The organism is Pseudomonas sp. LBUM1676, assembly GCF_059695605.1.
The window spans coordinates 1,109,600-1,135,525 of record NZ_CP166777.1 but is presented as its reverse complement, the minus strand read 5'-3'; the positions used below and the strand labels follow the sequence as shown (position 1 = coordinate 1,135,525).

General features: G+C 59.1%; 15 protein-coding genes. 8 read left to right on the top strand and 7 right to left on the bottom strand.

Annotated features, from left to right (window positions below; genetic code table 11):
* Entirely contained in the window at positions 1–435 is a 435-nt protein-coding gene (locus ACA041_RS05165) for an NUDIX hydrolase (RefSeq protein ID WP_497440163.1), read from the bottom strand.
* A 200-nt stretch (positions 436–635) separates the two neighbouring features.
* Complete coding sequence (gene nosR, locus ACA041_RS05160; RefSeq protein ID WP_497440162.1) at positions 636–2,015, bottom strand: response regulator c-di-GMP phosphodiesterase, NosR family; 1,380 nt, start codon at positions 2,013–2,015, stop codon at positions 636–638.
* A 256-nt stretch (positions 2,016–2,271) separates the two neighbouring features.
* On the opposite strand from nosR, the gene ACA041_RS05155 reads away from it, so the two are divergent.
* Genes ACA041_RS05155 through ACA041_RS05135 form a run of 5 tightly spaced genes read left to right on the top strand, consistent with a single transcriptional unit; the run spans position 2,272 to position 10,622 of the window.
* A complete protein-coding gene (locus tag ACA041_RS05155) occupies positions 2,272–4,578 on the top strand; it encodes an EAL domain-containing protein (protein WP_497440161.1) in 2,307 nt (768 codons plus the stop codon).
* Positions 4,575–6,449 carry a putative bifunctional diguanylate cyclase/phosphodiesterase gene (locus ACA041_RS05150; RefSeq protein WP_497440160.1) on the top strand — a complete coding sequence of 625 codons (1,875 nt, stop codon included), beginning with the start codon at positions 4,575–4,577 and terminating at the stop codon, positions 6,447–6,449. The genes ACA041_RS05155 and ACA041_RS05150 overlap by 4 nt, the downstream gene beginning before the upstream one ends.
* Before the next feature lie 44 nt (positions 6,450–6,493).
* Entirely contained in the window at positions 6,494–7,453 is a 960-nt protein-coding gene (locus tag ACA041_RS05145) for a cytochrome-c peroxidase (RefSeq protein ID WP_497440159.1), read from the top strand.
* On the top strand, positions 7,450–9,261 hold the full coding sequence (locus tag ACA041_RS05140; protein WP_497440158.1) for a DAHL domain-containing sensor histidine kinase: 1,812 nt from the start codon (positions 7,450–7,452) through the stop codon (positions 9,259–9,261). Before ACA041_RS05145 ends, ACA041_RS05140 begins: the two co-directional genes overlap by 4 nt.
* Positions 9,258–10,622 (top strand): ATP-binding protein, encoded by a 1,365-nt coding sequence (locus ACA041_RS05135; RefSeq protein WP_497440157.1) that lies wholly within the window; start codon positions 9,258–9,260, stop codon positions 10,620–10,622. The genes ACA041_RS05140 and ACA041_RS05135 overlap by 4 nt, the downstream gene beginning before the upstream one ends.
* Before the next feature lie 68 nt (positions 10,623–10,690).
* On the opposite strand, the gene ACA041_RS05130 is transcribed toward ACA041_RS05135, so the two are convergent.
* Positions 10,691–11,512, bottom strand: a complete 822-nt coding sequence (locus ACA041_RS05130; protein ID WP_497440156.1) for a carbon-nitrogen hydrolase family protein — start codon at positions 11,510–11,512, stop codon at positions 10,691–10,693.
* A 127-nt stretch (positions 11,513–11,639) separates the two neighbouring features.
* On the opposite strand from ACA041_RS05130, the gene ACA041_RS05125 reads away from it, so the two are divergent.
* The gene (locus ACA041_RS05125; protein ID WP_497440155.1) at positions 11,640–12,440 is read left to right on the top strand and encodes a helix-turn-helix transcriptional regulator; all 801 of its coding nucleotides are present in this window, start codon (positions 11,640–11,642) and stop codon (positions 12,438–12,440) included.
* Between the two features lie 20 nt (positions 12,441–12,460).
* On the opposite strand, the gene ACA041_RS05120 is transcribed toward ACA041_RS05125, so the two are convergent.
* The 4 genes from ACA041_RS05120 to ACA041_RS05105 form a co-directional block, all read right to left on the bottom strand.
* Positions 12,461–14,017, bottom strand: coding sequence for a glucosyltransferase domain-containing protein (locus ACA041_RS05120; protein WP_497440154.1), 1,557 nt, complete (start codon positions 14,015–14,017; stop codon positions 12,461–12,463).
* Complete coding sequence (locus tag ACA041_RS05115) at positions 13,971–14,912, bottom strand: glycosyltransferase family 2 protein (RefSeq protein ID WP_497440153.1); 942 nt, start codon at positions 14,910–14,912, stop codon at positions 13,971–13,973. The genes ACA041_RS05120 and ACA041_RS05115 overlap by 47 nt, the downstream gene beginning before the upstream one ends.
* Entirely contained in the window at positions 14,909–15,283 is a 375-nt protein-coding gene (locus ACA041_RS05110; RefSeq protein ID WP_497440152.1) for a GtrA family protein, read from the bottom strand. The genes ACA041_RS05115 and ACA041_RS05110 overlap by 4 nt, the downstream gene beginning before the upstream one ends.
* A 171-nt stretch (positions 15,284–15,454) precedes the next feature.
* Complete coding sequence (locus tag ACA041_RS05105) at positions 15,455–16,876, bottom strand: amino acid permease (RefSeq protein WP_497440151.1); 1,422 nt, start codon at positions 16,874–16,876, stop codon at positions 15,455–15,457.
* A gap of 606 nt (positions 16,877–17,482) precedes the next feature.
* Here ACA041_RS05105 and ACA041_RS05100 point away from each other — a divergent pair.
* Complete coding sequence (locus ACA041_RS05100; RefSeq protein WP_497440150.1) at positions 17,483–20,620, top strand: transglycosylase domain-containing protein; 3,138 nt, start codon at positions 17,483–17,485, stop codon at positions 20,618–20,620.
* Between the two features lie 157 nt (positions 20,621–20,777).
* Positions 20,778–25,901 (top strand): NEL-type E3 ubiquitin ligase domain-containing protein, encoded by a 5,124-nt coding sequence (locus ACA041_RS05095; protein WP_497440149.1) that lies wholly within the window; start codon positions 20,778–20,780, stop codon positions 25,899–25,901.
* The last annotated feature ends 25 nt before the right edge of the window (positions 25,902–25,926 follow it).

Genomic DNA, 25,926 nt, shown 5'->3' with positions numbered 1-25,926 from the left:
TCAGGCGATTGCGGTCAGCGAGGCTCGATAAAACGGCAAGATCAGGTCCCGTGTCAATGGCGCCAGGAAGAGATTGCCATCGGTGGCCGGGTCGATCCAGCGCACCTCTTCGATCTCCGCCGCCGGGGACACGTCTGAATCGATGGTCAGCTGAAAGAGCTCGGCCTGGACGACAAAACCCGGTTCGTTGGCGGCCGGTGCCGAGAATTGCCCCAGGTAAGTAGCCTGCGCCGGATCGATGAGCAGTCCCAGCTCTTCATCCAGTTCACGGGCCAGGGCATCGACAGGTTGCTCATGGGCATCGATCTTGCCCCCAGGTTGCATGAAGGCTTCGGTTCCGCGTTTGCGGACCAGTAGCGTGCGACCGTCCGGGCCGATCAACAGGGCGGCGGCGATGCGGATGATGTCGGGTGAAGCGGCGGATGCAGGTGTCATGGATCAATAATGGCCTTGAATGCAAAGGCGCAAGGATCACATGTATATCGAGACGTCGTCACGCCGAAAAAAAATCTGCACAGCCCAACCGCCCCCTGTGGGAGCGAGCTTGCTCGCGATGGACGTTAACGATAATGCGTTGTTTCTGAAGAAAAGCGTCGCCCTTGAGACCATCGCGAGCAAGCTCGCTCCCACAGGGGTCAGTGTTGAGCCTGGAAAGCCTCACCCGACTCGAGAAGCGCGCCATGCACATCCTCCGGGATTGTCACAAAGATGCTGTACTTCGCCCCCTCCATCGCTTCGAAGGCGATCAGCTTTTCCACCAGCGCCCCGCTCAACACCTTGCCGGCATTGAGCAGCAGCATGCCATTGTCGGCATTGAGGTTGCGCGCCAGGATCATGCCCGCCGCCACTTCCCGCGTGGTCAGCACCTTGACCGCAGGATCGGCCAGCGAGACATCGCTCAAGTACGCCGCACACACCTGAATGAAATCCTCCACCATCCCGGGATCATAGAGCCGCCCGGCATAGTTGCGGATATAGACCAGCGCTTCATCACTGTTCATCTGCCGCTCAAGAATCAGCCCACGCTGCAACTCGATGAAATCCACCGCCAGTTTCAGCAGCCGTGACCCGAACGGAATCGCCTCGCCCTTGAGCCGGTCGGGAAAGCCGTTGCCATCCCAGCGCTCCTGATGGTGAAGAATCAGACGCGCCGCATCCTTCATCGGATCGAGGGTCATCAACAGCGACTCGCTCTGCTTCGGATAACCGCGATAGCGCTCCCGATCATTGTGATGCAGCAGATCCGCCGGTGCGGTCATCATGTTGTCGGTCCAGCTCAGCTTGCCAATGTTGTAGAGCGCCGCGGCCATGGTCAGGTCGCGACCGGTGCCCTCATCCAGGCCATGCCGTTGGCAGTAGACCCGCACCAGCTCGATGATCTGGCGGTTGGTCTGTTTGGCCGGCGGCAAGCGCAGGTTGGCCAGCAAGGAGAAGACCTCGGTGCCGGTGACGTAGCTGTGCTTGAGTTCCTCGTAGGCCAGGTCGAGCATGTCGGCGGTCTGCTGCAATTCGGCAGTACGGGAGGCGACGTTTTTCTCCAGGGTGGCATTGAGCAGCTTCAATTGCTCGTTCTGATCCCACGTCTCCTGCACCAGCCGCAAGCGTTCACGCTCGGAATGCCGGTAGGCGAGTGATTGGCGCAACGTCAGCAGCATTTCCTCATCGTGCCAGGGCTTGCTGATGTAACGATGGATCTGCCCTTCGTTGATGGCTTTGATAATGGCCGACGGATCAGCATACCCCGTGAGCATGATCCGGATGGTGTCGGGGTAGCGCTGATGGATGTGGGCCAACAACGTGGCGCCGTCCATATTGGGCATGCGCGCATCGCTCATCACCAGGGCGATGGGCTGTTGCGCCATGATTTCCAGGGCCTGGGCACCGCTGGTCGCCAGCAACACGTCGTAGGGTTGGCCGCGCAGCAGGCGACGCAGGCTGTTGAGGATCGACTCCTCATCATCGACCAGCAGCACTTTGGGTTTATCGGTCAAAGTCGTGGGGAGTTGCTCTTCCATGGCGTCACCTCAGGTGAAACGGCGGTATCGCGGTCAGGATCCGGACAAACATCCCCTATTGTCGGAGCCTGTCCTTCAGGCTAGATGATATTCAGCGTGTCCCGCGAAATCATTCCGGACATTCAGTCGCGCGAAGTCCCGGACGGAGGACTATGCTCAGCTGACTCGGATCCATAATCTGTACGTTCGGCCAGGTGATCAGGGAAAGGATGCCCCCTATGAGCACACCCCACCAAACCGCTGCCGGTCCCGGCATATGTCGATGAACACGCTGCTGGTGCGGACCAACCGGCGGATTCTGATCGTCGACGATACCGCCTCGATTCATGCGGATTTCGCCAAGATTCTCAGTCCACCCTCGTTCGAAGACGATAACCTGACCAGCGCCGAATATGCGCTGTTCGGAACGTCTGCGGCGATGTCACTGCAAAGTTTCGTGCTCGATTCGGCCTTCCAGGGCCTCGAAGCACTGGACAAGGTCGAGACCGCACTGGCCAACGACCTGCCCTACGCGATGGCCTTTATCGACATGCGCATGCCACCGGGCTGGGACGGACTGGAGACCATCGAACGGCTGTGGCAGGTCGATCCCAAGCTGCAAGTGGCGCTTTGCACCGCCTATTCCGACTATTCCTGGGAAGACATCGACGAGCGCCTGGAGCTGGGCGATCGCTTGCTGATTCTGAAAAAACCCTTCGATGCCATCGAAATCCGCCAGATGGCCAGCGCGCTGACCGCCAAGTGGCAGATGACCGAAGACGCGGCGCTGAAGATGTCGCTGCTGGAGCAAGCGGTCGAGGAGCGCACCCGGGAGTTGTCGGATGCCAACATCATTGTGCAGAACAGCCCGACCATCCTGTACCGGCTGCGGGGCGAACCGTCGTTTCCGCTGATGTACATCTCCCACAACATCACCAAGTACGGTCACCTCGCAGCAAACCTGGTGGCCTCGGCCAACTGGGCCCAGGAACTGATCCATCCCGACGATCAATCGAAGGTCGACACCGCCATGGCCCGGGTGCTCGACCGCCATGCGGCGGGCGCTTCCATCGAGTTCAGGATGCGCACCGCCAATGGCGCCTGGCGCTGGGTGGAAAACCGCTACATCCCGGTGCGCGACGATGAAGGCCGCCTGCTGGAAGTCGAAGGCATCATCATCGACATCACCGAACGTAAAGTGGCCGAGGAGAAAATCGCCCTGCTGGCCCGCACCGACGGGCTGACAGCCCTGGCCAACCGCGCGACGTTGATCGAGCGGCTGCACCAGGCGTTCGCCGCCGCGCGACGGGGCGCGGCCACCTTTGCCATGTTTTACCTGGACCTGGATCACTTCAAGCGCATCAACGATACCCTGGGTCACCCGGTGGGCGACCTGTTGCTGCAAGAGGTCGCCCGCCGGATCAAGGCCTGTGTGCGGGAAAACGACGTGGTCGCGCGCCTGGGCGGTGACGAGTTCGCGATCTTGCAGCTGGACGTCAGTGACCCTACCCACTCCGCCGCCCTGGCCGCCAAGGTCCGCGATGCGCTGGTGCTGCCCTACGCCCTGGCCGGCAATGATGTACGGGTCTCGGTCAGTATCGGCATCAGCACCTACAGCGCGGCCTGCACCAGCGCCGACGGCCTGCTGACCCAGGCCGACATGGCGCTGTATCGCTCCAAGGAAAAGGGCCGCAACCAGTATCACTTCCACTCCGAGGAGATCAATCAGGAAGTGGTCGAACGCATGGCCATCGCCAGCGACTTGCGCGAAGCCATCGAGCACGAGGAACTCGAGCTGCATTACTGGCCGGAAGTGGACTTGAGCAGCGGCAAGATCCTCGGCATGGAAGCGCAGGTCAGCTGGCACCACCCCGAGCGCGGGCTGCTGGAAGGCTCGGCGTTTCTGCCCGCCGCGGAAAAAACCGGCACCATCGTCGCCCTCGGTCACTGGGTGCTGGACCGCGCCTGCCGGCAAATGCGCCAGTGGCGCGACGCAGGCATGGCGCCCCCGGTGATTGCGATCAAGCTGTCCCTGGCCCAACTCAAGAGCGGGCCCGAGCTGATCTATGACGTGCTGCGCACCACCGCACGCTGGGAACTGTGCCCCTGGGACCTGCGCTTCGACGTCACCGAAGCGACGCTGGCCCAGACCAAATGGACCCACAACGATGTATTGCCACGCCTGCGCGAGCTGGGGGTAAAGATCGCCATCGACGACTTCGGCACCGAATATTCATCGTTCGACTACCTCAAGACCTACCAGGTCAATCACCTGAAACTCGCCCAGGCCTTCATCGACACCGCCGCCCGCGACCCGGCCAGCGCGAACACCTTGCGCGCCATCATCAACTTCGCCCGGGAGGTCGGGATCGGCATCATTGCCGAGGGCGTCGAAACCCAGGAACAGCGCAGCTCGCTGATGGCCACCGGCTCGCCAATGAACGCCCAGGGTTATTACTTCAGCAAAGCCGTCAGCAGCCAGCAGGCCGCCGAACTGCTGAAGGCCGGCAGCATCGTCCCGCCGAACCACGACAGCGGACCCGTTCGGGACAACCCGCAACGCTCTGCGGAGGACAAGGGATGAAAACCCCTTTCGTGCGGACCAACCGGCGCATCCTGATCATCGATGACACACCCTCGATCCATGAGGATTTTCGCAAGATCCTGGGTCCTGAGCCCGAAGGTGAACACACCCTCGCCAGCACCGAAGAAGCCCTGTTCGGCACGCTGCAGCTCGATCGACTGACGTTCCAGCTCGACTCGGCCTATCAGGGTCAGGAAGCCCTCGAACTGGTGCGCTGTGCACTGGCCGAAGGTCGACCTTATGCCATGGCCTTCATCGACATGCGCATGCCACCGGGCTGGGACGGCCTGGAAACCATCGAACAACTGTGGAATGCCGACCCGCACCTGCAAATCGCGCTGTGCACCGCCTATTCCGATTACAGCTGGGAAGACATGGCTGAACGCCTGGAATTCGGCGACCAGTTGCTGGTGCTGAAAAAGCCCTTCGACAGCCTGGAAATCCGGCAGATGGCCAGTGCCCTGACCTGGAAGTGGCAGATGACCCAGGACGCGGCGATGAAAGTCCTGAGCCTGGAACAAACCATCGAGGCCCGGGTTCACGAACTGCTCAAGGTGTCGCATCTGTTGCAGTACGACGTCCTGACCGAGCTGCCCAACAGCACCTTGCTGGGTGACCGCTTGAACCAGTCGCTGGCCCTGTCCCGGCGCCATGACAAGCAACTGGCGGTGATGTTTCTCGGGCTCGACCGCTTCAAGCGCATCAACAATGCCCTGGGCCATCCGGCCGGTGACGCCATGCTCAAAGAGGTCGGGCGCAATCTGTTGGCCTCGGTGCGCGAATCCGACTCGGTGTTTCGCTACGGTTCCGACGAATTCGTGGTGATCCTCGCCGATATCCGCCATCCCCAACAAACCAAGGGCATCGCCGAAAAACTCCTGAAGGCCATCCGTGCACCCCAGCACATTGCCGGCCACGACCTGAGCGTGACGGCGAGCCTGGGCATCAGCGTTTACCCCGATGACGGCTTCGACGCCATCTCGCTGATCAAGAAAGCCGAAACCGCGATGCGCAACGTCAAGGAAAGCGGCCCCAACGATTTCAGTTTTTTCATCGACGAAATGAACCAGCGCGCCCGGGATCAGCAAAGCATCGAGACCGGCATTCGCCTGGCGCTGGAACGCAACGAATTTGTCCTGCATTACCAACCCAAGCTGGACCTGAACAGCGGTCAGGTGGTCGGCGCCGAGGCCTTGATCCGCTGGCACAAACCGGGGAATGGCTGCGTCTACCCTTCGGACTTTATCGCCGTGGCCGAAGACAGCGGCCTGATCGTCCCGTTGAGCAAATGGGTGCTGGCCCAGGCCTGCCGCCAGGCCTGCGCGTGGCAAGCAGCCGGGCTGCCGAAGATCTGCATGTCGGTGAACGTGTCGGCCATCGATTTCCGCCAACGGGATTTTGTCGATGGCATCGAGCAGGTTCTCAGGGAAACCGGTATGGAGCCGGCCTTGCTGGAACTGGAAATCACCGAAGGCGTGTTGATGCAAAACATCGATGCCACCGTCACAGCCCTGAACCGGATCAAGGCCCTGGGGGTGCGACTGGCCATCGATGACTTCGGCACCGGTTATTCCAGCCTGAGCTACTTGCGGCGCTTTCCCATCGATGTGTTGAAAATCGACCAGTCATTCATTCGCAGCCTGGGCAGCGACAGCAACGACGCCGCCCTGGTCAGCGCCATCATCAGCCTGGGCCGCAGCCTCAAGCTGACCATCATTGCCGAAGGCGTGGAAACCCTCGAGCAGCTGGATTTCCTCAAGGCCCATCAATGTGAGGAAGGCCAGGGTTACTACTTCAGCAAGGCTGTGGAGCCGGAGGCCTTCGTCCGGTACCTGCGGTCGGTGAAACTGTCCTCACCCGCCGCCACGTGAACGAAGCACCACGACACTCAGGCCATCGGCCAAGGAATCATCAGATGTCGCTCTCCTTTCACCGCCTGCTCCTGCTGCCGTTGTTCGGGATTTGCCTGAGCATCGGTGCCGTGCCGCTGGACGAACCGCTCAAGCCTCTGCCGGCAGTGCCCCAACAGAATCCGCTGCGGGTCGAGCTCGGTCGCCAGTTGTTCAACGAACCGCGGCTGTCGGTCAACGGTTCTTTAGCCTGTTCCAGCTGCCATCAGCTGGACAAAGGCGGCGCCGACAACAAGGCATTTTCCATCGGTTTCGCCGGTGTTCCGGTAGGGGTCAACACCCCCAGCGTGTTCAACGCCAGCCTGAACTTTCTGCAATTCTGGAATGGTCGGGCCGACACCCTGGAAGCGCAGATCCACGAAGTGGTGCAGAGCCCCAGCGAGATGGGCAGCAACTGGGTACACGTGGTGAAGACGCTGTCCGTCGACCCGGCTTATCGGGCCTCGTTCGCCAACGCCTACCCCGACGGCGTGACCCTGAACAATGTGCAAAACGCCCTGGCCACCTACGAACGCACGCTGATCAGCAGCAACTCACGCTTCGACCAATACCTGCTGGGAGATACCGCGATTCTCACCCGGGAGGAGAAATACGGTTACCAGCGCTTCAAGGAATACGGCTGCATCGCCTGTCATCAAGGGGTGAACATCGGCGGCAACATGTTCCAGAAGTTCGGGGTGATGGGTGATTACTTCCAGGTTCGGGGTCAGCCTGTCGAATCCGATCTGGGACGTTATCTGGTGACCCGGGATGAAGAGGACCGCAACGTGTTCAAGGTGCCGAGCCTGCGCAACGTCGCCGTGACCGCGCCGTACTTTCACGACGGCTCGGCCAAAACCCTCGAAGAAGCGGTGGACGTGATGTTCAAGTTCCAGCTCGGGCGCATTCCTTCCACCGAGGACAAAGTCCTGATCATCAAATTCCTCAAGACCCTGACCGGTGAATGGGAAGGCAAACCCTTATGAGAATTTCTCACCGGCGCAACCTGGCGTTGCTGGGCATCGTCGCCGTGATGCTCGCGTCGACACTGTTGTTCCTGTACATCAAATCCAACTCGAACCAGACCACGATTTACGCCGAATCCCGGGACCTGATCGGCCGGATCAAACGACTGAACGCCCAGTGGGAAACCGAAATCCTCAAGGCCAGGATCGCCATCAGTCACAACTACGATCCGCTGGTCACACCCTTGACCGAAATCACGCAACTTTGGCAGCGGTTCGACACCATGGAATCGAACCATGGCCGCAATGACTCCCCCATCTGGCGCACCAGCCATGAGGCCTACCTCAGCGCCATCCACGAAAAGACCCGCCTGGTGGAGCAGTTCAAATCGCACAACGCGGTGCTGCGCAACTCACTGGCGTTCCTGCCCACCGCCGAGGACGACATTCAGGAACAGCTGGCTCAGTTGGTGGACGGCGACAAGTTGCAGCTGCAGAACATCGCCACCGACACCTATGACTTGTTGCTCAGCAGCCTGGAATTCGCCCAGGTCACCTCCGACGACAAGGCGGCCGACATTCTGCTCGGGCTGAGCAAACTGGCGGTGAACAAAGAGCGTCTACCTGAACAGTTCCACAGTCCGATCGATATTCTAAGCAGCCACATTTCACTGATCCTGCGCGAACAACCGGTGGTCAATCGGTTGCTGCACAACATCGAAGCCATTCCCGTGGCCGAACGCCTGGACGACATCATCGGGCTGCTGAACAAGGATCAGCAACGGGCCGATGCGGTCGACCAGCGCTATCACTTCTACATGTTGGTGTTTTCAGTCCTGCTGGTGCTGTTGCTGGTGTACCTGGCGATTCACCTGATGCGCAGTTTCACGGTGATCCATCGCGTCAACAAAGCCCTGCAAACCGCCAACGACGACCTTGAATTGCGCGTGGAAGAGCGCACCCGTGAACTCAAGGACACCCAGAGCGAACTGCTCGACACCGCACGCCAGGCCGGCATGGCCGAGATCGCCACCAATGTCTTGCACAACGTCGGCAACGTGCTCAACAGCGTGAACATTTCCGCCGACCTGGTCACCCGCAAACTGCGCGCCAGCAAGACCCAGGGCCTGGGCAAGGCCATGCAGCTGATCAACGAGCATCCAGGCGACCTCGGCACCTTTCTCACCCAGGACGAGAAAGGCAAGTTGCTGCCCGGGTACCTGAATCAACTGGTGGAGGCGATTGCCCTGGAACAACAAGGCATGACCGAGGAACTGGCGCAGCTGTGCAAAAGTGTCGACCACATCAAGGACATCGTCGCCACCCAGCAATCCTATGCGGGTGCCAACAACCTGATGGAACCGCTGTACATCAGCGAGTTGCTCGAAGACGCCCTGCGCATGAATTCCGGCGCCCTGACCCGGCATCAGGTGACTGTGATCAAGGAGTACAGCGAAGTGCCGCAGGTCATGGGCGACAAGCATCGGCTGCTGCTGATCCTGATCAACCTGATCAGCAACGCCAAGTACGCCATGTCCGATCTCGGCAATCGCCCACGGCAAATGACCCTCGGGGTGAAAATAGTCGATGACTCCGTCCTGCAAGTCAGTGTCAAGGACGACGGTGAAGGCATTGCCGAAGAGAACATGACACGGATCTTTGCCCACGGCTTCACCACGCGCAAGGAAGGCCACGGCTTCGGCCTGCACAGCTGTGCCCTGGCGGCCATCGAGATGAACGGCCACCTCACCGCCCACAGTGACGGCCCGGGCAAGGGGGCGCTGTTCACCTTGCAGATCCCGCTCAAGGCCGTCCCGGAGCCTGCATGAGCGAGCTTTCCAACCGGCATATCCTGCTGATCGACGATACGCCCTCGATTCATGTGGATTTTCGCAAGATCCTCATGCCGACGCCGCTGCAGACCGTCGCACTGGACGAGATGGAGGCGACGCTGTTCGGCAGTGAGGTGAAGTCCACCCGCGTGCGGTTCGAGCTGGACTCGGCGTACGGCGGACAGGAGGGGCTGGGCAAACTCAAATGGGCGCTGCAGGAAAACCGTCCCTACGCCCTGGCTTTCGTCGACATGCGCATGCCCGAGGGTTGGGACGGCGCGCAGACCATCGAACAGCTGTGGCAGGCAGACCCGCGCCTGCAAGTAGTGGTGTGTACCGCCTATTCCGACTATTCCTGGGATGAACTGCTCGATCGACTGCAGGCCCATGACCGGCTGCTGATCCTGAAAAAGCCGTTCGACAATATTGAAGTGCAGCAGATGGCCAACACCCTGCTGACCAAATGGGACATGACCGAACGGGCCTGTCTGCAGATGAACCATCTGGAGCATTTGGTGCAGCGGGAAATCGACGAACGCAAACAGCTTGAATCGCAACTGGTGCAATCGGAAAAACTCGCCTCCCTGGGGCAACTCGCAGCGGGCGTCGCCCATGAGATCAACAACCCCATCGGCTTCATTTCCTCCAACCTCGGCACCCTCGATGGCTACTTCAAGCAACTGCAGGAAATGCTCGATGCCTACCGGGAAGCGGAAGAGGCGATCGGCTCCAGCCGGCTTGTCGAAGGTTTGCGACAACTGCGCGAACGGGTCGAACTGGAGTTCCTGCGCGACGACATTCCGCTGTTGATCAAGGAATCCAAGGACGGTATCAGTCGGGTCGGGCAGATCGTCAAGGACCTCAAGGACTTCTCTCGCGTGGACTCCAACCTGGAATGGCAGTGGGTCAACCTGCAACAGGGCATCGAATCGACCCTGAACATTGTCGCCAATGAACTCAAGTACAAGGCCGATGTGGTGAAGGAGTATCAGGAACTGCCCGACATCGAATGCCTGCCTTCACAAATCAACCAGGTGATCATGAACCTGATCGTCAATGCGTCCCAGGCCATCGGCCCGGAACGCGGCACCTTGACCCTGCGCACCGGGCTCGGGGTTGAAAGGGTGTGGATCGAAGTTGAAGACACCGGCTCAGGTATCGCGCCGCAGAGTCTGCAGAAAATCTTCGACCCGTTCTTCACCACCAAACCGGTGGGCCAGGGGACGGGGCTTGGGTTGTCGCTGTCGTATGGCATCGTGAAGAAACACCGGGGGGAGATTTCGGTGCATACCGAGGTTGGGGTGGGCACAACGTTTCGCGTCGAATTACCGATACGCCAAACAAAACCAGCCGCCTGAACACCAATCAAAAATGTGGGAGCGAGTCTGCTCGCGAAGGGGCCGGTGAAGGCAATGCAAACCCCGGATCAACTCGAAGGAATCAGCAACTCCCGCACTCCCGAAGCATGCTCAACCCTCTCCCCCGGCAACTTCAGCCGCTGATCATCCAGGTAACGATAATCCTGCCGCGCCGCCGTCAGCCGATTCAAATCCAGCTCCACCGCAAACCGCCCTTCTTCCCGCCCGGCCTCGAACAGCAGCGTGCCCAGCGGATCCACCAGCGCACTGCCACCGGCAAACAGCAACCCGCCATCGCCCTCCTCCACCCGGTTGACCATCAGCGCAAACGCCTGGTTTTCCTGGGCGCGGGCCATGATGGCGGTGCGGTGGGTCGGGCCGTAAGGGTCCATGTTGCCGTTGGTCACGATCAGCAGTTCGGCACCCAGTTGCGCCAGGGCGCGGGCGGTTTCGGGGAATTCGATGTCGTAGCAGATCAGCAGGCCGACCCGTACGCCGTTCCACTCGCAGGTGGCATAACGGTCGCCGGCCTCGAACACGCCGCGGTCCGACGCCCACAGATGGGTCTTGCGGTATTTCAGCGCGATGCCTTGCGGGGTGATCAGCAACGTGGTGTTGAAGAAGCGGCCGTTGTCGTTCTCGGCCATGCCGATCACCACGGCGATCTCGTGTTCACGCGCCGCGGCGATAATCGCGCTGACGGTCGGGCCGTTCAGGGGTTCGGCGATCGCTGCCACCGTCTCGGCCGATGGGAAGCCCATCAGGTGGCTTTCGGGAAACATGATCAGCTGCGTATCGTCGGCGCAGGCGGCAATCGCCGCCAGTGCACGTTCGAGGTTGTAAGCCGTATCGTTGTCACGGCCCGCCAATTGGGCAAGTTCGACTTTCATGGGTATTCCTTGTTATCGGTGCCGGGCTGGCAGAAAGATTGCCCGGTCGTTGTCTGTGCGCCAGTATGCGCAGCAAACCACCGGCCGGAAAATCACGCCGCCGGGGTAACCCGATAGGGGTAGATGCATGACGCTCTCGTTAGACGACATCGCCTGGCACCGTTCGGTCGGGCAACTGATCGACGCCCTCGACAAGCCCAATTTCTGGACGCAGCTTGTACGCTTGCTGGATCAATACGTGCCCTTCGACAGCTGGGTGGCACTGCTTTTCAGCGCCGACCGGCACCCGCAAGTGTTCGCCGAGTGCCCCGGCGCGGATGGCAGTCCCGACCAGTTGTTCCAGGATTACCTGCGCGGGCTTTATTTGCTCGACCCGTTCTACATCGCCTGCCGCGAGCAGTCGCGTACCGGGCTCTATCGCCTGTCGGAAGTGGCGCCGGAGCACTTCGAGCTGACCGAGTACTACCAGCGCTATTTTCGTCTGAACGTGGTCGCCGATGAGATCCAGTTCAATTGCCAGCTCGAAGGCGACCGCACGTTGTGCCTGTCACTGGGCAGCAAGCAGCGGTTCAGTGGCGAGCAGATCGCCCTGCTATCGTTGATCCAGCCGTGGGTGCTCGGTTTGTTGCGCCAGCGCCTGCCCTACGAAATCAACGAAGTCGTGGCCCTCGCGCCAGCACCGATCCAGGGCGACTGGCGGGTCCAACTGGAAGCTTCAGTGCAGCAACTCAAGGGGGCGCAATTGACCGCTCGGGAGCTGGATGTCGGGCGCTTGATGCTCAGCGGCTGCTCCAGTAAAGAAATCGCCCGCAAGCTGGAGATCTCTGTGGAAACCGTGAAAGTGCATAAGAAACACATGTACAGCAAGCTGGGGATCAAGTCCCAATCCGAGCTGTTTTCGATATTTCTCCAGGCGCAGAATGCCTGACCGGCATCTGATCCACGCCGTCACCAATGCAGCACCTTGATCGGGGCCGGTTCTTTCATGACGATAAACCCGTAGTCGCCCAGCAGATAAATTCGGTAGTACTGGTTTTCCAACAACGGCGGGTAACCTCGATAACCGACCCGGGTCGCGTTACGTCGCTCCCTCTCCGCCACCACATTGGTGATGCCCAGCTTCGGCAGGTTTTCGGCCATCACCAGAAAGTCGATGTTGAGCAGATAGTGCAACACCGGCATCTGCTTGAACGAGCCCGCGGCGCCCACCAGCCAGTGATCGGAATAGGTCACCGACAGGTAAATACGCTTGGCTTCGCGCAGCTCTCTACGGGATGTAATGTCGTACGCCATGCTGGATACCGCGTTGGTGGCGAAGACTTTCTGCACCGTCAGCACCCGACCATAGGCATACGCCAGAGACAGCATCGCCACCAGCGGAATCACCAGCAGCAACGGCAGTCGCTCGTGGATTCGGGCCAACGCCAGGTGGCTCAAGTAGAACAACAACAGAAGCAGGACGGCGAACCCCATCAGCGTCCTTGCACCCTCATTGAAATCCCGGAAAAACAGGGCCATCCCCGACACCAGCAGTATCACCAGCGGCACTGTCAGCACACAGAGCAGGCCGATCAACGTCTTCTTCACTGCGCTGTCCCGACCTGCGGCGACGTTGAGCCCCAGACGAATCGCGCCGGCCACGGCACACAGCAACAACCCGCCGAACACCCAGGCAAATCCACCGTGAAACAGCAGCACGACTTTTTCCAGCACCCGGCCGATGTTGATGTGCAGTTGCAGCAGCGGCTCCGCCGTCCAGTTCAGTAGCGAAGTGCGATTGTGCTGGGTAAACGGATAAGCACTGACAGCGTAAATCAGGCAGCCGAGGACCGCCTGGGCCATTTTCCAGCCAATCAAACCGCACCACTGCGGCCACGTCATTTTGTCATTGGCGCCCCTGAGCGCCTCCAGGCAACACAGCCCGAGAAACACGTTGAAGCTCACCTGATACAGCCCCAGTGCCAGGGCCACCAGAAACGACGGCACCAGCCACTGCAGACTGCGCGAGGGGTGACGGAAAGTGATGGCGTAGATGACCGCCACCAGGCTCAAGGTCATGGCGGGGCCGTCGTATTGATACGACAGGTTTTGTAGAAAGAAGGGGTTGTACCAGAGCGGCAACAGGACCAGGCAACAACCCAGCGTCGGCTGCCGATAGTAATGAAATGTCAGGCGTGACAACGCCGCGGCCATGGCCAGCGTGGCGATCAGCAGCGGCAAAGGAAATATGTTCGGCGCGCCGTCGCTGAACGTCAGCAGGTTGTAAAACAGCTCGGTAAACAATCGCCCCTGCTCCGCCCAGGCCATACCGGCCGAGAGCGAGCGCCAGTTGTCGTCGATGTAGGGATAGTCGGCGAGGATCAACGGCAGGACGTACACCAGGGTCGCGAGCAGGAAAAACCGCCAGACCTGGCGACTACCAAGTTCTTCGCTGACCAGTCGCTTGAGCCGGCCCACGCTAAAGCCCGCGCCGGTCTTTGCCGCCGACGATATCCTTGACCACATAGCGCGGCCGATGCTTGGCTTCGATGTAGATGCGGCCAACGTACTCGCCGAGGATGCCGATGCCGATCAGCTGTACGCCGCCGAGAAACAGAATCGCAGTCATCAACGACGGGTAACCGGGAACGCTGTTGCCGAAGAAAATCTTGTCCAGCACCATGTACACCGCGTACAGCACCGCGAAGATCGAAATGCCACCACCGATATAGGTCCACAACCGCAACGGTACGGTGCTGAACGAAGTCACGCCTTCGAGCGCCAGGTTCCAGAGTTTCCAGCCATTGAACTTGCTGGCCCCCGCCACTCGCTCGGCGCGCGCGTACTCGACGACCACCGTGGTGAACCCGGCCCACGACAGCACGCCTTTCATGAACAACTGATGCTCGGGAAGTGCGCGAATCACGTCGACCACTTTGCGGTCCATGAGGCGGAAATCACCGACGTTTTCTTCGATCCGGGTGTACGCAATGCGGTTCAGCACCTGGTAGAACAGCGCTGCACTGAGGCGTTTGAGGAAGCCGTCGGCGGTGCGATCGCGTCGTTTGGCCAGCACCACATCGGCGCCTTTTTGCCACTCTTCAATCAACCGCGGGACGACGCTGATCGGGTCCTGCAGGTCCACGTCCATGGGGATGACCGCATCGCCGCTGGCATATTCCAGGCCGGCGAACAGTGCCGGTTCCTTGCCGAAATTACGCGAGAAGTTGATCAGCAATACCTGCTCATCGGCTTGTGCCAGGGCCTTGATCTGCTCGGCCGTGCGGTCGGAACTGCCATCGTTGATGAACACGATCTCGAACTCGACCTGTTCGAGTTGCAACTCACGCCGCACCGCTTGATAGAACAGGTCGATCGCCTGTTCCTCATTGAATACCGGGACGATCAACGAAATCTTCATTGCTCACGCTCGCGAAACACCACGTACTTGGAAAACAAAAAGCCCAACACCAGGCTCAAGACCGAAAACAGGGCCACTGTCAGCAAACCATGAAGCCGCCACACGTCACCGGCATGGCCGACGCCCAGGCTCAAGGCCCCCATGGCTCCCAAGAATAGAAGATAACCGCCGAACGAGGCCTTGGTATCAAAGGTATACAGCGCGTTCATGTAAAAGGAGAAAGAGGCGGCAACACAGAAGGCTGCCAGGTTGCTCAGGGCCTGGCTGAAGTCGGCCGCCTCACTCAGCAGGAAGAAGATTTGCCAGTGGATCAGCGTATTGGCGACCCCGACCACCGTGTAGCTGGAAAATCCTTTCCACAAGCGCCTCATGGTGCCCCTCCATTTCGCGTCATAAAGCTTTGAGCCTGGCTACTGTCAGAAATCACAGGCCTGATGGCCTTTCCAGACCAGTGGTTCTCCATCACAACTGCGAGTTGATCTTCTTCCAAATGAAAAAGCCCCGACCAAATGGCCGGGGCTTTTCATTTCAAGCGTGACGTTTTATGAAACTGGACGCACCGCGCCCTGCGACACATTGGTCGGTTGCAGCTTGAACACGTAGAACAATACCGTCAGCAACACCAGGAATGCCGGGCCGACATAGAGCGCCACGCGGGTTTCCGGAAAGTACGCCATCAGACCGACCACCAGCACCAGGAACGCCAGCGCCAGATACGAACTGACCGGGTACAGCCACATCTTGTACTTCAGGCCGGCACGTTCGCTGGCGCTCAGACCTTTGCGGAACTTGAGCTGTGCCAGCAGGATCATCACCCAGGTCCAGATCGCACCGAAGGTGGCAATCGCCGTGACCCAGACGAAGACCTTCTCAGGTACCAGGTAGTTGAGCAACACACCCAGCAGCAAGGCACCGATCGACAGCAGCAAGGCGCGACGTGGCACGCCATTGCTCGAGGTCGTGGCAAAACCGGCCGGGGCCTGGCCGTTCTGCGCCAGGCTGTAGAGCATGCGCCCGGTGCTGAAGATGCCACCGTTGCACGACGACAGCGCAGCAGTGATCACCACGAAGTTGATGATACCGGCGGCGGTCTTGATGCCCAGACGCTCGAAGGTCATCACGAACGGGCTACCCTGGGTACCGATTTCGTTCCACGGGTAGATCGACAGGATCACGAACAGCGCGCCGACGTAGAACAGCAGGATCCGCCAGAACACCGAGCCGATCGCGTTGGGAATGGTCTTCTGCGGGTTTTTCGCTTCACCGGCGGTCAGGCCGATCATCTCGACGCCGAGGTAGGCGAACATCACCATCTGCAGCGACATCAACACGCCTTGCACGCCGTTGGGCATGAAACCGCCATGGGCCCAGAGGTTGGAAATCCCCAAGGCGACGCCGTCGTTGCCGAAGCCGAACGCGATCACGCCGACACCGCCGATCACCATCGCGATGATGGTGACGATCTTGATCAGGGCGAACCAGAATTCAAACTCACCGAAGGCTTTGACCGCGATCAGGTTGATCGAGCCCATGCTGATCAACGCAGCGAGTGCCCAGATCCAGCGCGGCACCTCGGGGAACCAGACGCCCATGTAAACCGCCACCGCGGTAATTTCCGCGACGCAGGTCACCAGCCACAGGAACCAGTAGTTCCAGCCGGTGAGGAAGCCCGCCAAGGGGCCAAGGTAGTCTTGGGCGTAACGGCTGAAGGAGCCGGCAACCGGGTTATGCACGGCCATCTCGCCGAGGGCGCGCATGATCACCAGGATCGCCAGACCGCCGATGATGTAGGACAGCATGATGGCCGGGCCGGCCATTTCGATGGCCTTGGCCGATCCGAGGAACAGGCCGACGCCGATACAGGCACCGAGCGCCATCAAGCGAATATGCCGTTCGCCGAGTTCGCGTTTAAGCGGGCCGCCCTGAGCGGTCTCGCCGTGAGGCAGGTGATTGCCGACTGGCATAGGGGTACAACCTCGTCTTGTTATTGGATATGACCACCGAGTGTCGAAGCGCTGACCGATAAGCCATTGCTTGCCTGGAACCGGGCCTGCTTCGTGGGCAGTACCGTCTTGCGGGATAAAACCTGCAAGATCAGCGGGGCGTGCAGTATAAAAAGCTTCTTATAGGGTTTTTCACTCTATAAACCACAACATTCAGCAAGAACTCTCGGGAAAAGCCCGGTTAGCGGAGGGGCATTACCTGGCTTGTGTAGGATTATTCGCCGCGAAATCGGCGCGGAGTATTGCACGACAATGGTGCATCGTCATGTCCAAATCCTCGCAGCATTCCACTCCAACGTGTCTAGCACAACACTTACAGCCTTCAGCCCCCTCTGTGGCGAGGGAGCTTGCTCCCGCTCGGCTGCGCAGCAGTCGCAACCCCCCCAGAGCCAGTTTTCTCAGACAAACCGCGATTGGGGCTGCTTCGCATCCCAGCGGGAGCAAGCTCCCTCGCCACAGTCGCAGTGCGCACTAGACTTTTGGTTATTAACAATTTTTTCACCAACGCCATCCACCGTCTAAGCTTCAAGCAAGTCCGATCAATCTGTGGGGATGGATCAGTCGACTATGGGCGCTTTATGGCAAACCGATTCGAGTAAAACCGTGGTTCCGACTGAACGAGTGGATGAAGCGCCGTTACCTGAAAAACCTGGTCGTTCCCGGCACGGCTGGGGGGCCTTCTGGTTGTTGTTGCTGATTATCGCGATCGTCGTGGGGCTGGCTGCCGCCAAGGAAATGCGCACATCCAAATTTCAGTCGCGCGAAGTCAGCAAATTTGCCGCGTCCCTGAAATATGACATGCAACCCGGCCCCAGCGACGCCATTCACTACCCCGGCGCCGGGCCTTTCGATCTGCGCCTGGGCTACAGCTCACTGGATGAGTTTCTGCCACGGCTGCTCAAGCGTGACTACGTCGTTGCCTCGCAAACCCGCTTCTCCGAGGCGCTGATGAACTACAGCGACAAGGGCTTTTTCGTGCCCTATCCAGAGAAAATCCAGGCGGGGTTGTTGATCACCGATTGTCGTGCTGCACCGCTTTACCAGTACAAATACCCGCAACAACTTTATTCAAGCTTTGAGGCCATTCCGCCAGTGGTGGTCAGCAGTCTGTTGTTCATCGAAAATCGCTTCCTGCTTGATCCCCGTCAGCCCCAGGCCAACCCCGCGGTGGACTGGCCACGGTTCGGCATGGCGGCGTGGTCTCAGGTCGCCAAAATTCTGCACCTGCCGGGTCAGTCGGCGGGTGGCAGTACCCTGGCGACGCAGCTTGAGAAATACCGACACTCGCCCGATGGCTTGACCGTCTCCGGCGCGGAAAAAATTCGCCAGATGATTTCCGCCAGCGTACGCGCCTATCAGACCGGACCCGATACCCTTGTCGCCCGGCAGAATGTGATTCGCGATTACCTCAACAGTGTGCCGCTGTCGGCCGTACCGGGGCACGGTGAAGTGCATGGCATGGCCGAAGGCTTACGCGTCTGGTATGGGGCCGACTTCAACGAGGCCAACGAACGACTGACCAGCGCGGCGACAGATCCGAAAAGCATGGCGGAAAAAGGCCTGGCCCTGCGTGAAATACTGTCATTGATGATTGCCCAGCGCCGCCCTTCCTATTATTTGACCAGGGGCCATGAAGAACTGGCCGGCCTCACCGACAGTCACGTTCGCCTGCTGGCACAGAACGGCGTGATCGATGCGCCCCTGGCCGCAGCGACATTGGCGAGCAAAGTGACGTACCGCGACTGGGCAACCCAGCCCACCATCCAGCCGATCGAAACCAACAAGGGCATCAGTGTGGCGCGCAGTCGCCTGGCCGGGTTGCTTAATCGTCCGCTGTACGATCTCGACCGCCTCGACCTGTCGGCGACCAGTACTTTGCAAGGCGAGCTGCAAACCCAAGCCACCGAGTACCTCAAGCGCCTGGCCGATCCAGACTTTGCGACACAGATCGGCTTGATCGGCGAACGCCTGCTGACCCCTACCAGCACCACTCAGGTGCGCTACAGCTTCACCCTGTTCGAACTGACGCCGGACGGCTCGCGGGTGCGGGTGCAGACCGACAGCACCGACCAACCGTTCGATATCAACGAAGGCAGCAAGCTGGAACTGGGCTCCACCGCCAAAATGCGCGTGCTCACCACCTACCTGCAGATCATCGCCGAGCTGCACGATAAATACGCCACGATGACCATTGCTGAACTGAAGAAAGTCGAGGTCCCGGACCAGGATCGCCTGAGCCGTTGGGCCGTCGATTATCTGATCCAGAATATAGACCGCAACCTGCAAGCAATGCTGGGCGCGGCGCTGGATCGCAAATATTCGGCCAGCCCCGGTGAAGCATTTTTCACCGGTGGCGGGCTGCACACCTTCGTCAACTTTCGCAAGGAGGATAACGGCCGCCTGCCGACGCTGCGCGATGCCCTGCGTGAGTCGATCAACCTGCCATTTATACGGCTGATGCGCGATCTGGTGCGCTACACCACGTATTCAGGCCCCAGCAACAGTGCCGAATTGCTCAAGGATGATCACGACCCGCGACGTCAGGAATACCTGGCCTCGTTCGCCGACCGCGAGGGCACCTCGTTCCTGCTCAAATTCTGGAAGAAGTACAAGAACAAGGACACCCGGGCGCGGCTCGAGACTTTTCTCGACGGCATGCGCCCGACCCCGATCCGCATGGCCGCCGTGCATCGTTACCTGTTTCCCCAGGCCGACCAGGATAGCTTCAACACCTTCGTGCGCTCGCACCTCAAAGGCGCCAAGCTCACTGAAAAACTCACCGACGAACGCCTGGAGCGGCTGTACCTGAATTACGGCCCCGGCTCCTATGACCTGCCGGACCAGGGTTTCATTGCCAAGGTGCACCCACTGGATCTGTGGCTGATTGGCTACCTGTTGAATAACCCTGACGCCAAGTTCAGCCAGATCGTCAAAGCCAGCCAGTTCGAGCGTCAGGAAGTCTACAGCTGGCTGTTCAAAAGCCGGCACAAGGGGGCCCGCGACAGTCGCATCCGCACCATGCTGGAAATCGAGGCGTTCCTCGACATTCACCAGCGCTGGCAAAAAGTCGGCTACCCCTTCGATCACCTGGTGCCATCGCTGGCGACCGCCATCGGCAGCTCGGGCGATCGCCCGGCGGCGCTGGCCGAGCTGATCGGCACCATTCTCAACGACGGGGTACGGATGCCGACACTGCGTATCGACAGCCTGCACTTCGCGACAAACACGCCCTTTGAAACCAGATTGATCAGTAATCCGGATGCCGGCAAACGGGTGATGCCGTCCGAGGTGGCCAGGGCCATGCGCGAAGCCTTGTCGCAAGTGGTGGATGCCGGCACGGCCAAACGGGTCGCCGGCAGTTTCATTACGCCCGATGGCAAAGCATTGGCCATGGGCGGCAAGACCGGCACCGGCGACAACCGCATCGAAGCCGTCGGCTCGGGCGGGCGGATTCTCAGCTCGAAATCGATCAACCGTACCGCGACCTTCGTGTTCTTCATCGGCGATACCCACTTCGGCACCATGACCGCGTTCGTGCCCGGGCGCACGGCCGAAGCCTTCAAGTTCACCTCGGCGTTGCCGGTGCAGGTGCTCAAGGGCATGGCGCCGATCCTCACGCCGTACCTGCAACCAGGTAGCGCTTCACAATGCCATCCGGTGGAGGGTTCATCCCTGGTGGCCGCCGATCCTGTATCGCAGCGCTGAGTTTTCGATACCACAGGTGGTATTTAGTTATTTTTCGGACTCGAATATTCAACACTTAACCGGCTAAAAGCGCCGGTTGGGCGCAAATATCCAGGCTTTTTTTTTTAGCCCCGACAGATAGGCTGATCATTCTTATAAACAATCAAGGATGATTGCCATGTCTGACACGTCCACGCCTGCCCGGAATACGAATAAAGGCCGGCACTACGAGTACATCAAGAACACCATCAGCGACAACTTCAAAACCGCGACCGTTAGCAGAGGTAAGGCACTGGCGGCCACCGGATTGAAGATCGAGCCCTGGTACACCACGGCACCCGCCACCCATCACGAAAAACTGAAAGCTGCCAACCTCAAGGCGTGGGGCTCGCAGAACCAGGTCGACCGGCTCTTCAAAAATCTGCAGGACGTCCATTCGTTTGCCGCGCCCCTGCTCCAGGCGAAGCTCAAGGAACAATACGGAATCGAGCACGACGTCAAAACGACCTACCTGCGCCTGTACATCCCCAAGAATCTGCCTTGGTACGCGATTGACCTTTATGACGGTGTCACGACCCGGAACGTGTCCCTGCTGGATGCGGCGCTGCACAACTTCGCAAAGACCGAAACGGTCAATGCCGACTCGCAATTCATCACCAAACCCGACAATCGCGGGCACTTCGATGTCATTGCGATCAAAGACAAAATGACCATCAGCCAGTTCCAGACGCTTTGCCGGGAACTGGATATTGGCGCGCTTTACAAAGCACACCTCGAAAGCTATCTGCTTACCGGCGAACCTGTGGCTGAAGCTGTCCTCAAGCATAAGGTGAGCGAAAGTCTGAAAGACGCACTCACCGTCGCCGCGCAACTGGCGTTGACGACCCGGGATATTGAATACGATGCCTACAAGCTGATCCTGGATCTGGCAAAAGACAAACCGCTCTTGCTCAATGGCAGAGCCATGCAGTGCCGCGACCTCTCGATGATGGGGACGCGCCTGACCGGCATGTTTGTGCTGTACCCGGAAAAGCTGGACGGCAGCGGCATTCGCCGCCTCCTGGTGTATATCCCGCATGACCCGGATCACCCGCTCAAGGAGTACGCATCGCCAGACCAGTTCATGACTGAACTGGCGCGCCAGTTGCGCGAAAACAAAACCGGCGCATCCTCGCAGCTCAGTTATCGACAGTTCTTCAGCCAGTTCGTCGATCAGCAGCAGCGCGGGCACTTTTTCGCTGAACTCGATCGACGCCTTACCACCTTGAAATGGCACGATAAAGAAGATCAGACGGATCCGCGTCCGCCATGGCGGGAGGAACCCGTGCCGTCTCTGCACTTGCAATTCCAGCCCCTGAAAATCTCTGGAAGTTACTGGGCACACGCCTACCAGAAAAAATTCAACAAGATCCTCAACGATGCACGTGAAATCGCCGTGTCCACCGCCGACACCGACAGCAAGGAGCGCTGGGCCTGGTGGGACAACTTCAAGAAAATCGTCTCGGACATTTTCAACGTCGCCCTGTTGATCGCCACGCCGTTCGTGCCGGGGTTGGGCGAACTGATGATGGCTTACACCGTTTATCAACTGACCAATGATGTCATCGAGGGCATCGTCGATCTGGCCGAAGGTCTCGGCCTTGAAGCGGCCGAACATGTGATCAGCGTGGTCACGGATCTCATTCAACTGGTGGCGTTCGGGGCGGGTGCTGAAATAGGCACCACGTTCAAACTCAAAGTGTCTGCGCTGGTGGAGGGCATGAAATCCGTCAAGCTGCGCGATGGCACCCAAACGCTGTGGCATCCCGATCTCGCCCCCTACGAACAGAAGCATCTGACGCTATCGACCGATTCGAAACCCAACGAACACGGCCTGCATCGAAACGCCAATCAAGACATCCTGCCGCTGGAAAACAAGCTCTACTTCGTCGAAAAGGCCTCGCAAGAGCCGAGCGACACGACTCACCGTGTAAAGCACCCCACTCGCCCCAATGCCTATTCACCCACGATGGAACATAACGGCCACGGCGCCTGGGTACACGAGGCAGAAAATCCGGGTAACTGGGAAGACGAAAAATTGATGCGTCGCCTCGGGCACAGTGTCGATCGCTTTTCGCCCGTCGAGCGGGAACAGATCCGCATCAGCAGCGGCACTGACGATAATGTGCTGCGCCGAATGCATGTCGAGAATGCTCCGCCACCACCGGTGCTGGCCGATACCATCAAGCGCTTCAGTGCCTACGACGACGTCCGAACCGCGAGTGCGAATATCCGTGGAGGGCGGCCGATCGATCCACTGTCGGCGTGGTTTGAACCTATGGTGACGAGCCTGCCAGGCTGGCCTGCCGAACGGGCGCTGGAGGTGTTTGAAAATACTGATCTGACGGGCAGTTCGCGCAAATACGGCAACGCCAATGCAACCGACGCCAACACGTTGAGCATAAGTCTCGCCGACGTCATGTCCGGTAAATTGCCCGAAGGCGTCGTGGGTTTTCTGAATGAGACCGAGATCACGGCGTTGCTCGGTCGCGACGTTCAGAGTGCCGAACGCACCCAGGCATTGCGTGATCAACTGGCGGACGCCGTCGACGCACGTAAAGGCGAGATATCCAAATACGTGTACCGGGCAGGAGAACGGTCGAACAAGGCGCAGGTCCGCTTGCTGAAGCAGGTGTTCCCGGACATGCCGTTCACCTTCACTGAAAAAATCCTGAGCGAGGCCAAGGCAGCCGAGCGCCAGACAATGGACGATGAAAATCGCCTGCCGCTGCGCGTTAAAACCCAGGCGCGCGAATTCAATTTCGAAGCCGGCACCGCTCGCGCCTACGACGGCTTTTATCAGGACGAGCTGGTTGTACCGGATACCGAGCGCCTGGCGCTGAACACGCTCAAATTCAATACCGACATCTTTGGCGACTTGCGCATCGAGGTGCGTGACGGCACCTATGACGGCGCACTGCGGTGCAGCGTCGGCCCGGATGACGCTGCAACGGTTCGGCGGCTGATCAGGGATGAGCATGGCCAGTACGAGGTGCTCGACGGGACCCACAAAAAACTCCACGATGCCGGCAACTTCTACGACTCGATTCTGCGCGCCCTGCCTGACGACAAACTGGCGGCCGTGGGCTACCAACGCGATCAGGGCCGTCTGCTGAAACTGTGGATCATGGAAAAATCCGCGTCGGCTGCCGAACGCCGAACCCTGATGGCAGAACCGCCGATTCGTCCAGTTGCCAGTATTGAAACCGAGAATCTGGTGCGTGGGTGGTCCTGGTTTTTTGGCCCGAAGACACCTGAAGAAAAGGTGAAGAACCTTTATCCGACATTGAACGAACGAGAGGTACAAACATTCGTCGAGGTGTTGCGTGCCAAGGGTGATCCTGACCAGGCCATGGACCGGCTCAGGGATGAACTCGAGGAGTTGCGCAGTACATTGCGAAAATGGCGCCAAGACCAATATCCCGACTCGGACAACTTGGAAGAGCTCCGCAAACTGCGAAAGTTCCTGCACGAGGGTGGTCTTAAAATACATGACCAGCTTCTCGAATGCTTCGAACGCAAAAGCAAGGCATTCGGTGAACGCAGTACCCATCCAGAATCCGGCTACACGCTGGACTTATCCTCAGACTTGACTCACCCGAATCTCGATCATTGGTGGAAGGATCTGCGTGAACAACCCAATATCAAAAAATTCCTCGATCAGGTGACGGTGCTGAACGTGGACAACACGCGTTTCTCATCTGGCACCGATGGCCTGTTGCGTGATTTCCCCCACATTCGTCGTTTGAGTGCCCGCCACAGTAACCTGACTCAACTACCGACCGGAATCGGCAGAATGCGTCTGCTCGAAACCTTGCGCCTGTCAAACAATAGAATCAGATTAACCCCTGAGTCCGCCGGCCAGTTGAGAGACCTCACTCGCCTGGAAACCCTAAGGCTGGATGACAATCCCTTGATGCAACCGCTGGATGTCGGTCGCATGCCCAGACTGAAAGTGCTGAGCCTGAGAACGACCGGTCTCGACGACTGGCCGGCAGGTCTTTTCAAGGACGGGATTATCGCGAAATCCCGCCCGCGCGGTTTTCATCTGGACCTGCGCAGCAGTCCGATCAAAACCATACCCGAGGTCGTGCCAGGCTCCACTCACGCATTGATCGTGGCACGCACGCGTCTGGACACCAATAAACTTCACGATATCGATCGAGTCCGGCTGGGAAGCTACCGCGAGTCGGTAGGCCTTGCTCCCGAACATGTCTATGAACAGGTTGCGGCCAATGAGATAGCCCATTGGAGGTCGTTATCGGACGACTCGCAAATTTACAGTTACTCCACTGGGGTCGGAACCTATCGGGCTGAGTCCTGGGACGAGGTGGCGTCGGAACCTGGCTCCGAGGATTTTTTCAGCGTTATTCGCAAACAAAGAGAGAGCAGTGACTACAAGTATCCCGAGTCGCGAAAACAGCTGACCAAGCGGGTCTGGCAGATGATCGACGCCGTCGCTCTGGACACCGACCTGCGCGAAGAATTGTTCAAACAGGCCAGGCACCCTGAAACCTGCGGTGATGCCGGGTCTCAACTGTTCAACAATATGGGAATAAAAGTGTTGGTGTCGAAGGCGCACGCGGAGTCGACATCTGCCCTGGATCTTGAAAACAACCTTGTCAACCTGGCCAGGAGCGCTGCACGTCTGGACCAGGTGGGGGAGATTGCCCGAGTGGAAATCCGCGCTCAGCTCGAGATGAGCCGACGCGTTCCGCCGATAGAGGATTACCACGCGCCGGATGAAGTGGAAGTCCACTTGGCATACGAGACGGGGCTGGCCAATCGATTGGATTTACCTTGGCGGTCTGAAAGCATGCTGTATCAGGGGACGTCGCGCGTGGACCAGAAAATGATCGACACCGCCTATGAGACGGTCATCGAGCGCGAAGAAGGCGACGGATTGGTCAATGCGATGATTGATCCATTCGAGAATCCGTTTTGGGTTAAACATTTGCGAGACACTCACCCTGCCGAATTCGAGACGAATAGTCGTCTTTTCGAATCGAAACAAGAGCTGGTCGAAGATCTGCGCATAGCCCAGCAAGACTGGGTGAACGAAACGGATGTGAAGAATTTGGCCTCGCGTAAAAAAACGCTGGAGGATTTGGCGAAACAGCTGAATGTTCCAGAGAGCGAACTGTTCGGCGAAGAAGAAATGAGCACGCAGCAGTATGAGCGGCTGGTGTCAGATTTGAGTTATGAACGAAATAATCTGGCCAGAAAACTGACCCGTGAAGCGATGACAAGAGCCGGGATCTGAAAAATGTAACGCTCCATGGCCACTA

Excerpts from the sequence above, each read along its gene's own strand:
- ACA041_RS05165 (WP_497440163.1), bottom strand. The coding sequence starts at position 435 with ATGACACCTGCATCCGCCGCTTCACCCGACATCATCCGCATCGCCGCC.
- nosR (WP_497440162.1), bottom strand. The coding sequence starts at position 2,015 with ATGGAAGAGCAACTCCCCACGACTTTGACCGATAAACCCAAAGTGCTG.
- ACA041_RS05155 (WP_497440161.1), top strand. The coding sequence starts at position 2,272 with ATGTCGATGAACACGCTGCTGGTGCGGACCAACCGGCGGATTCTGATC.
- ACA041_RS05150 (WP_497440160.1), top strand. The coding sequence starts at position 4,575 with ATGAAAACCCCTTTCGTGCGGACCAACCGGCGCATCCTGATCATCGAT.
- ACA041_RS05145 (WP_497440159.1), top strand. The coding sequence starts at position 6,494 with ATGTCGCTCTCCTTTCACCGCCTGCTCCTGCTGCCGTTGTTCGGGATT.
- ACA041_RS05140 (WP_497440158.1), top strand. The coding sequence starts at position 7,450 with ATGAGAATTTCTCACCGGCGCAACCTGGCGTTGCTGGGCATCGTCGCC.
- ACA041_RS05135 (WP_497440157.1), top strand. The coding sequence starts at position 9,258 with ATGAGCGAGCTTTCCAACCGGCATATCCTGCTGATCGACGATACGCCC.
- ACA041_RS05130 (WP_497440156.1), bottom strand. The coding sequence starts at position 11,512 with ATGAAAGTCGAACTTGCCCAATTGGCGGGCCGTGACAACGATACGGCT.
- ACA041_RS05125 (WP_497440155.1), top strand. The coding sequence starts at position 11,640 with ATGACGCTCTCGTTAGACGACATCGCCTGGCACCGTTCGGTCGGGCAA.
- ACA041_RS05120 (WP_497440154.1), bottom strand. The coding sequence starts at position 14,017 with ATGTGGTCAAGGATATCGTCGGCGGCAAAGACCGGCGCGGGCTTTAGC.
- ACA041_RS05115 (WP_497440153.1), bottom strand. The coding sequence starts at position 14,912 with ATGAAGATTTCGTTGATCGTCCCGGTATTCAATGAGGAACAGGCGATC.
- ACA041_RS05110 (WP_497440152.1), bottom strand. The coding sequence starts at position 15,283 with ATGAGGCGCTTGTGGAAAGGATTTTCCAGCTACACGGTGGTCGGGGTC.
- ACA041_RS05105 (WP_497440151.1), bottom strand. The coding sequence starts at position 16,876 with ATGCCAGTCGGCAATCACCTGCCTCACGGCGAGACCGCTCAGGGCGGC.
- ACA041_RS05100 (WP_497440150.1), top strand. The coding sequence starts at position 17,483 with ATGGGCGCTTTATGGCAAACCGATTCGAGTAAAACCGTGGTTCCGACT.
- ACA041_RS05095 (WP_497440149.1), top strand. The coding sequence starts at position 20,778 with ATGTCTGACACGTCCACGCCTGCCCGGAATACGAATAAAGGCCGGCAC.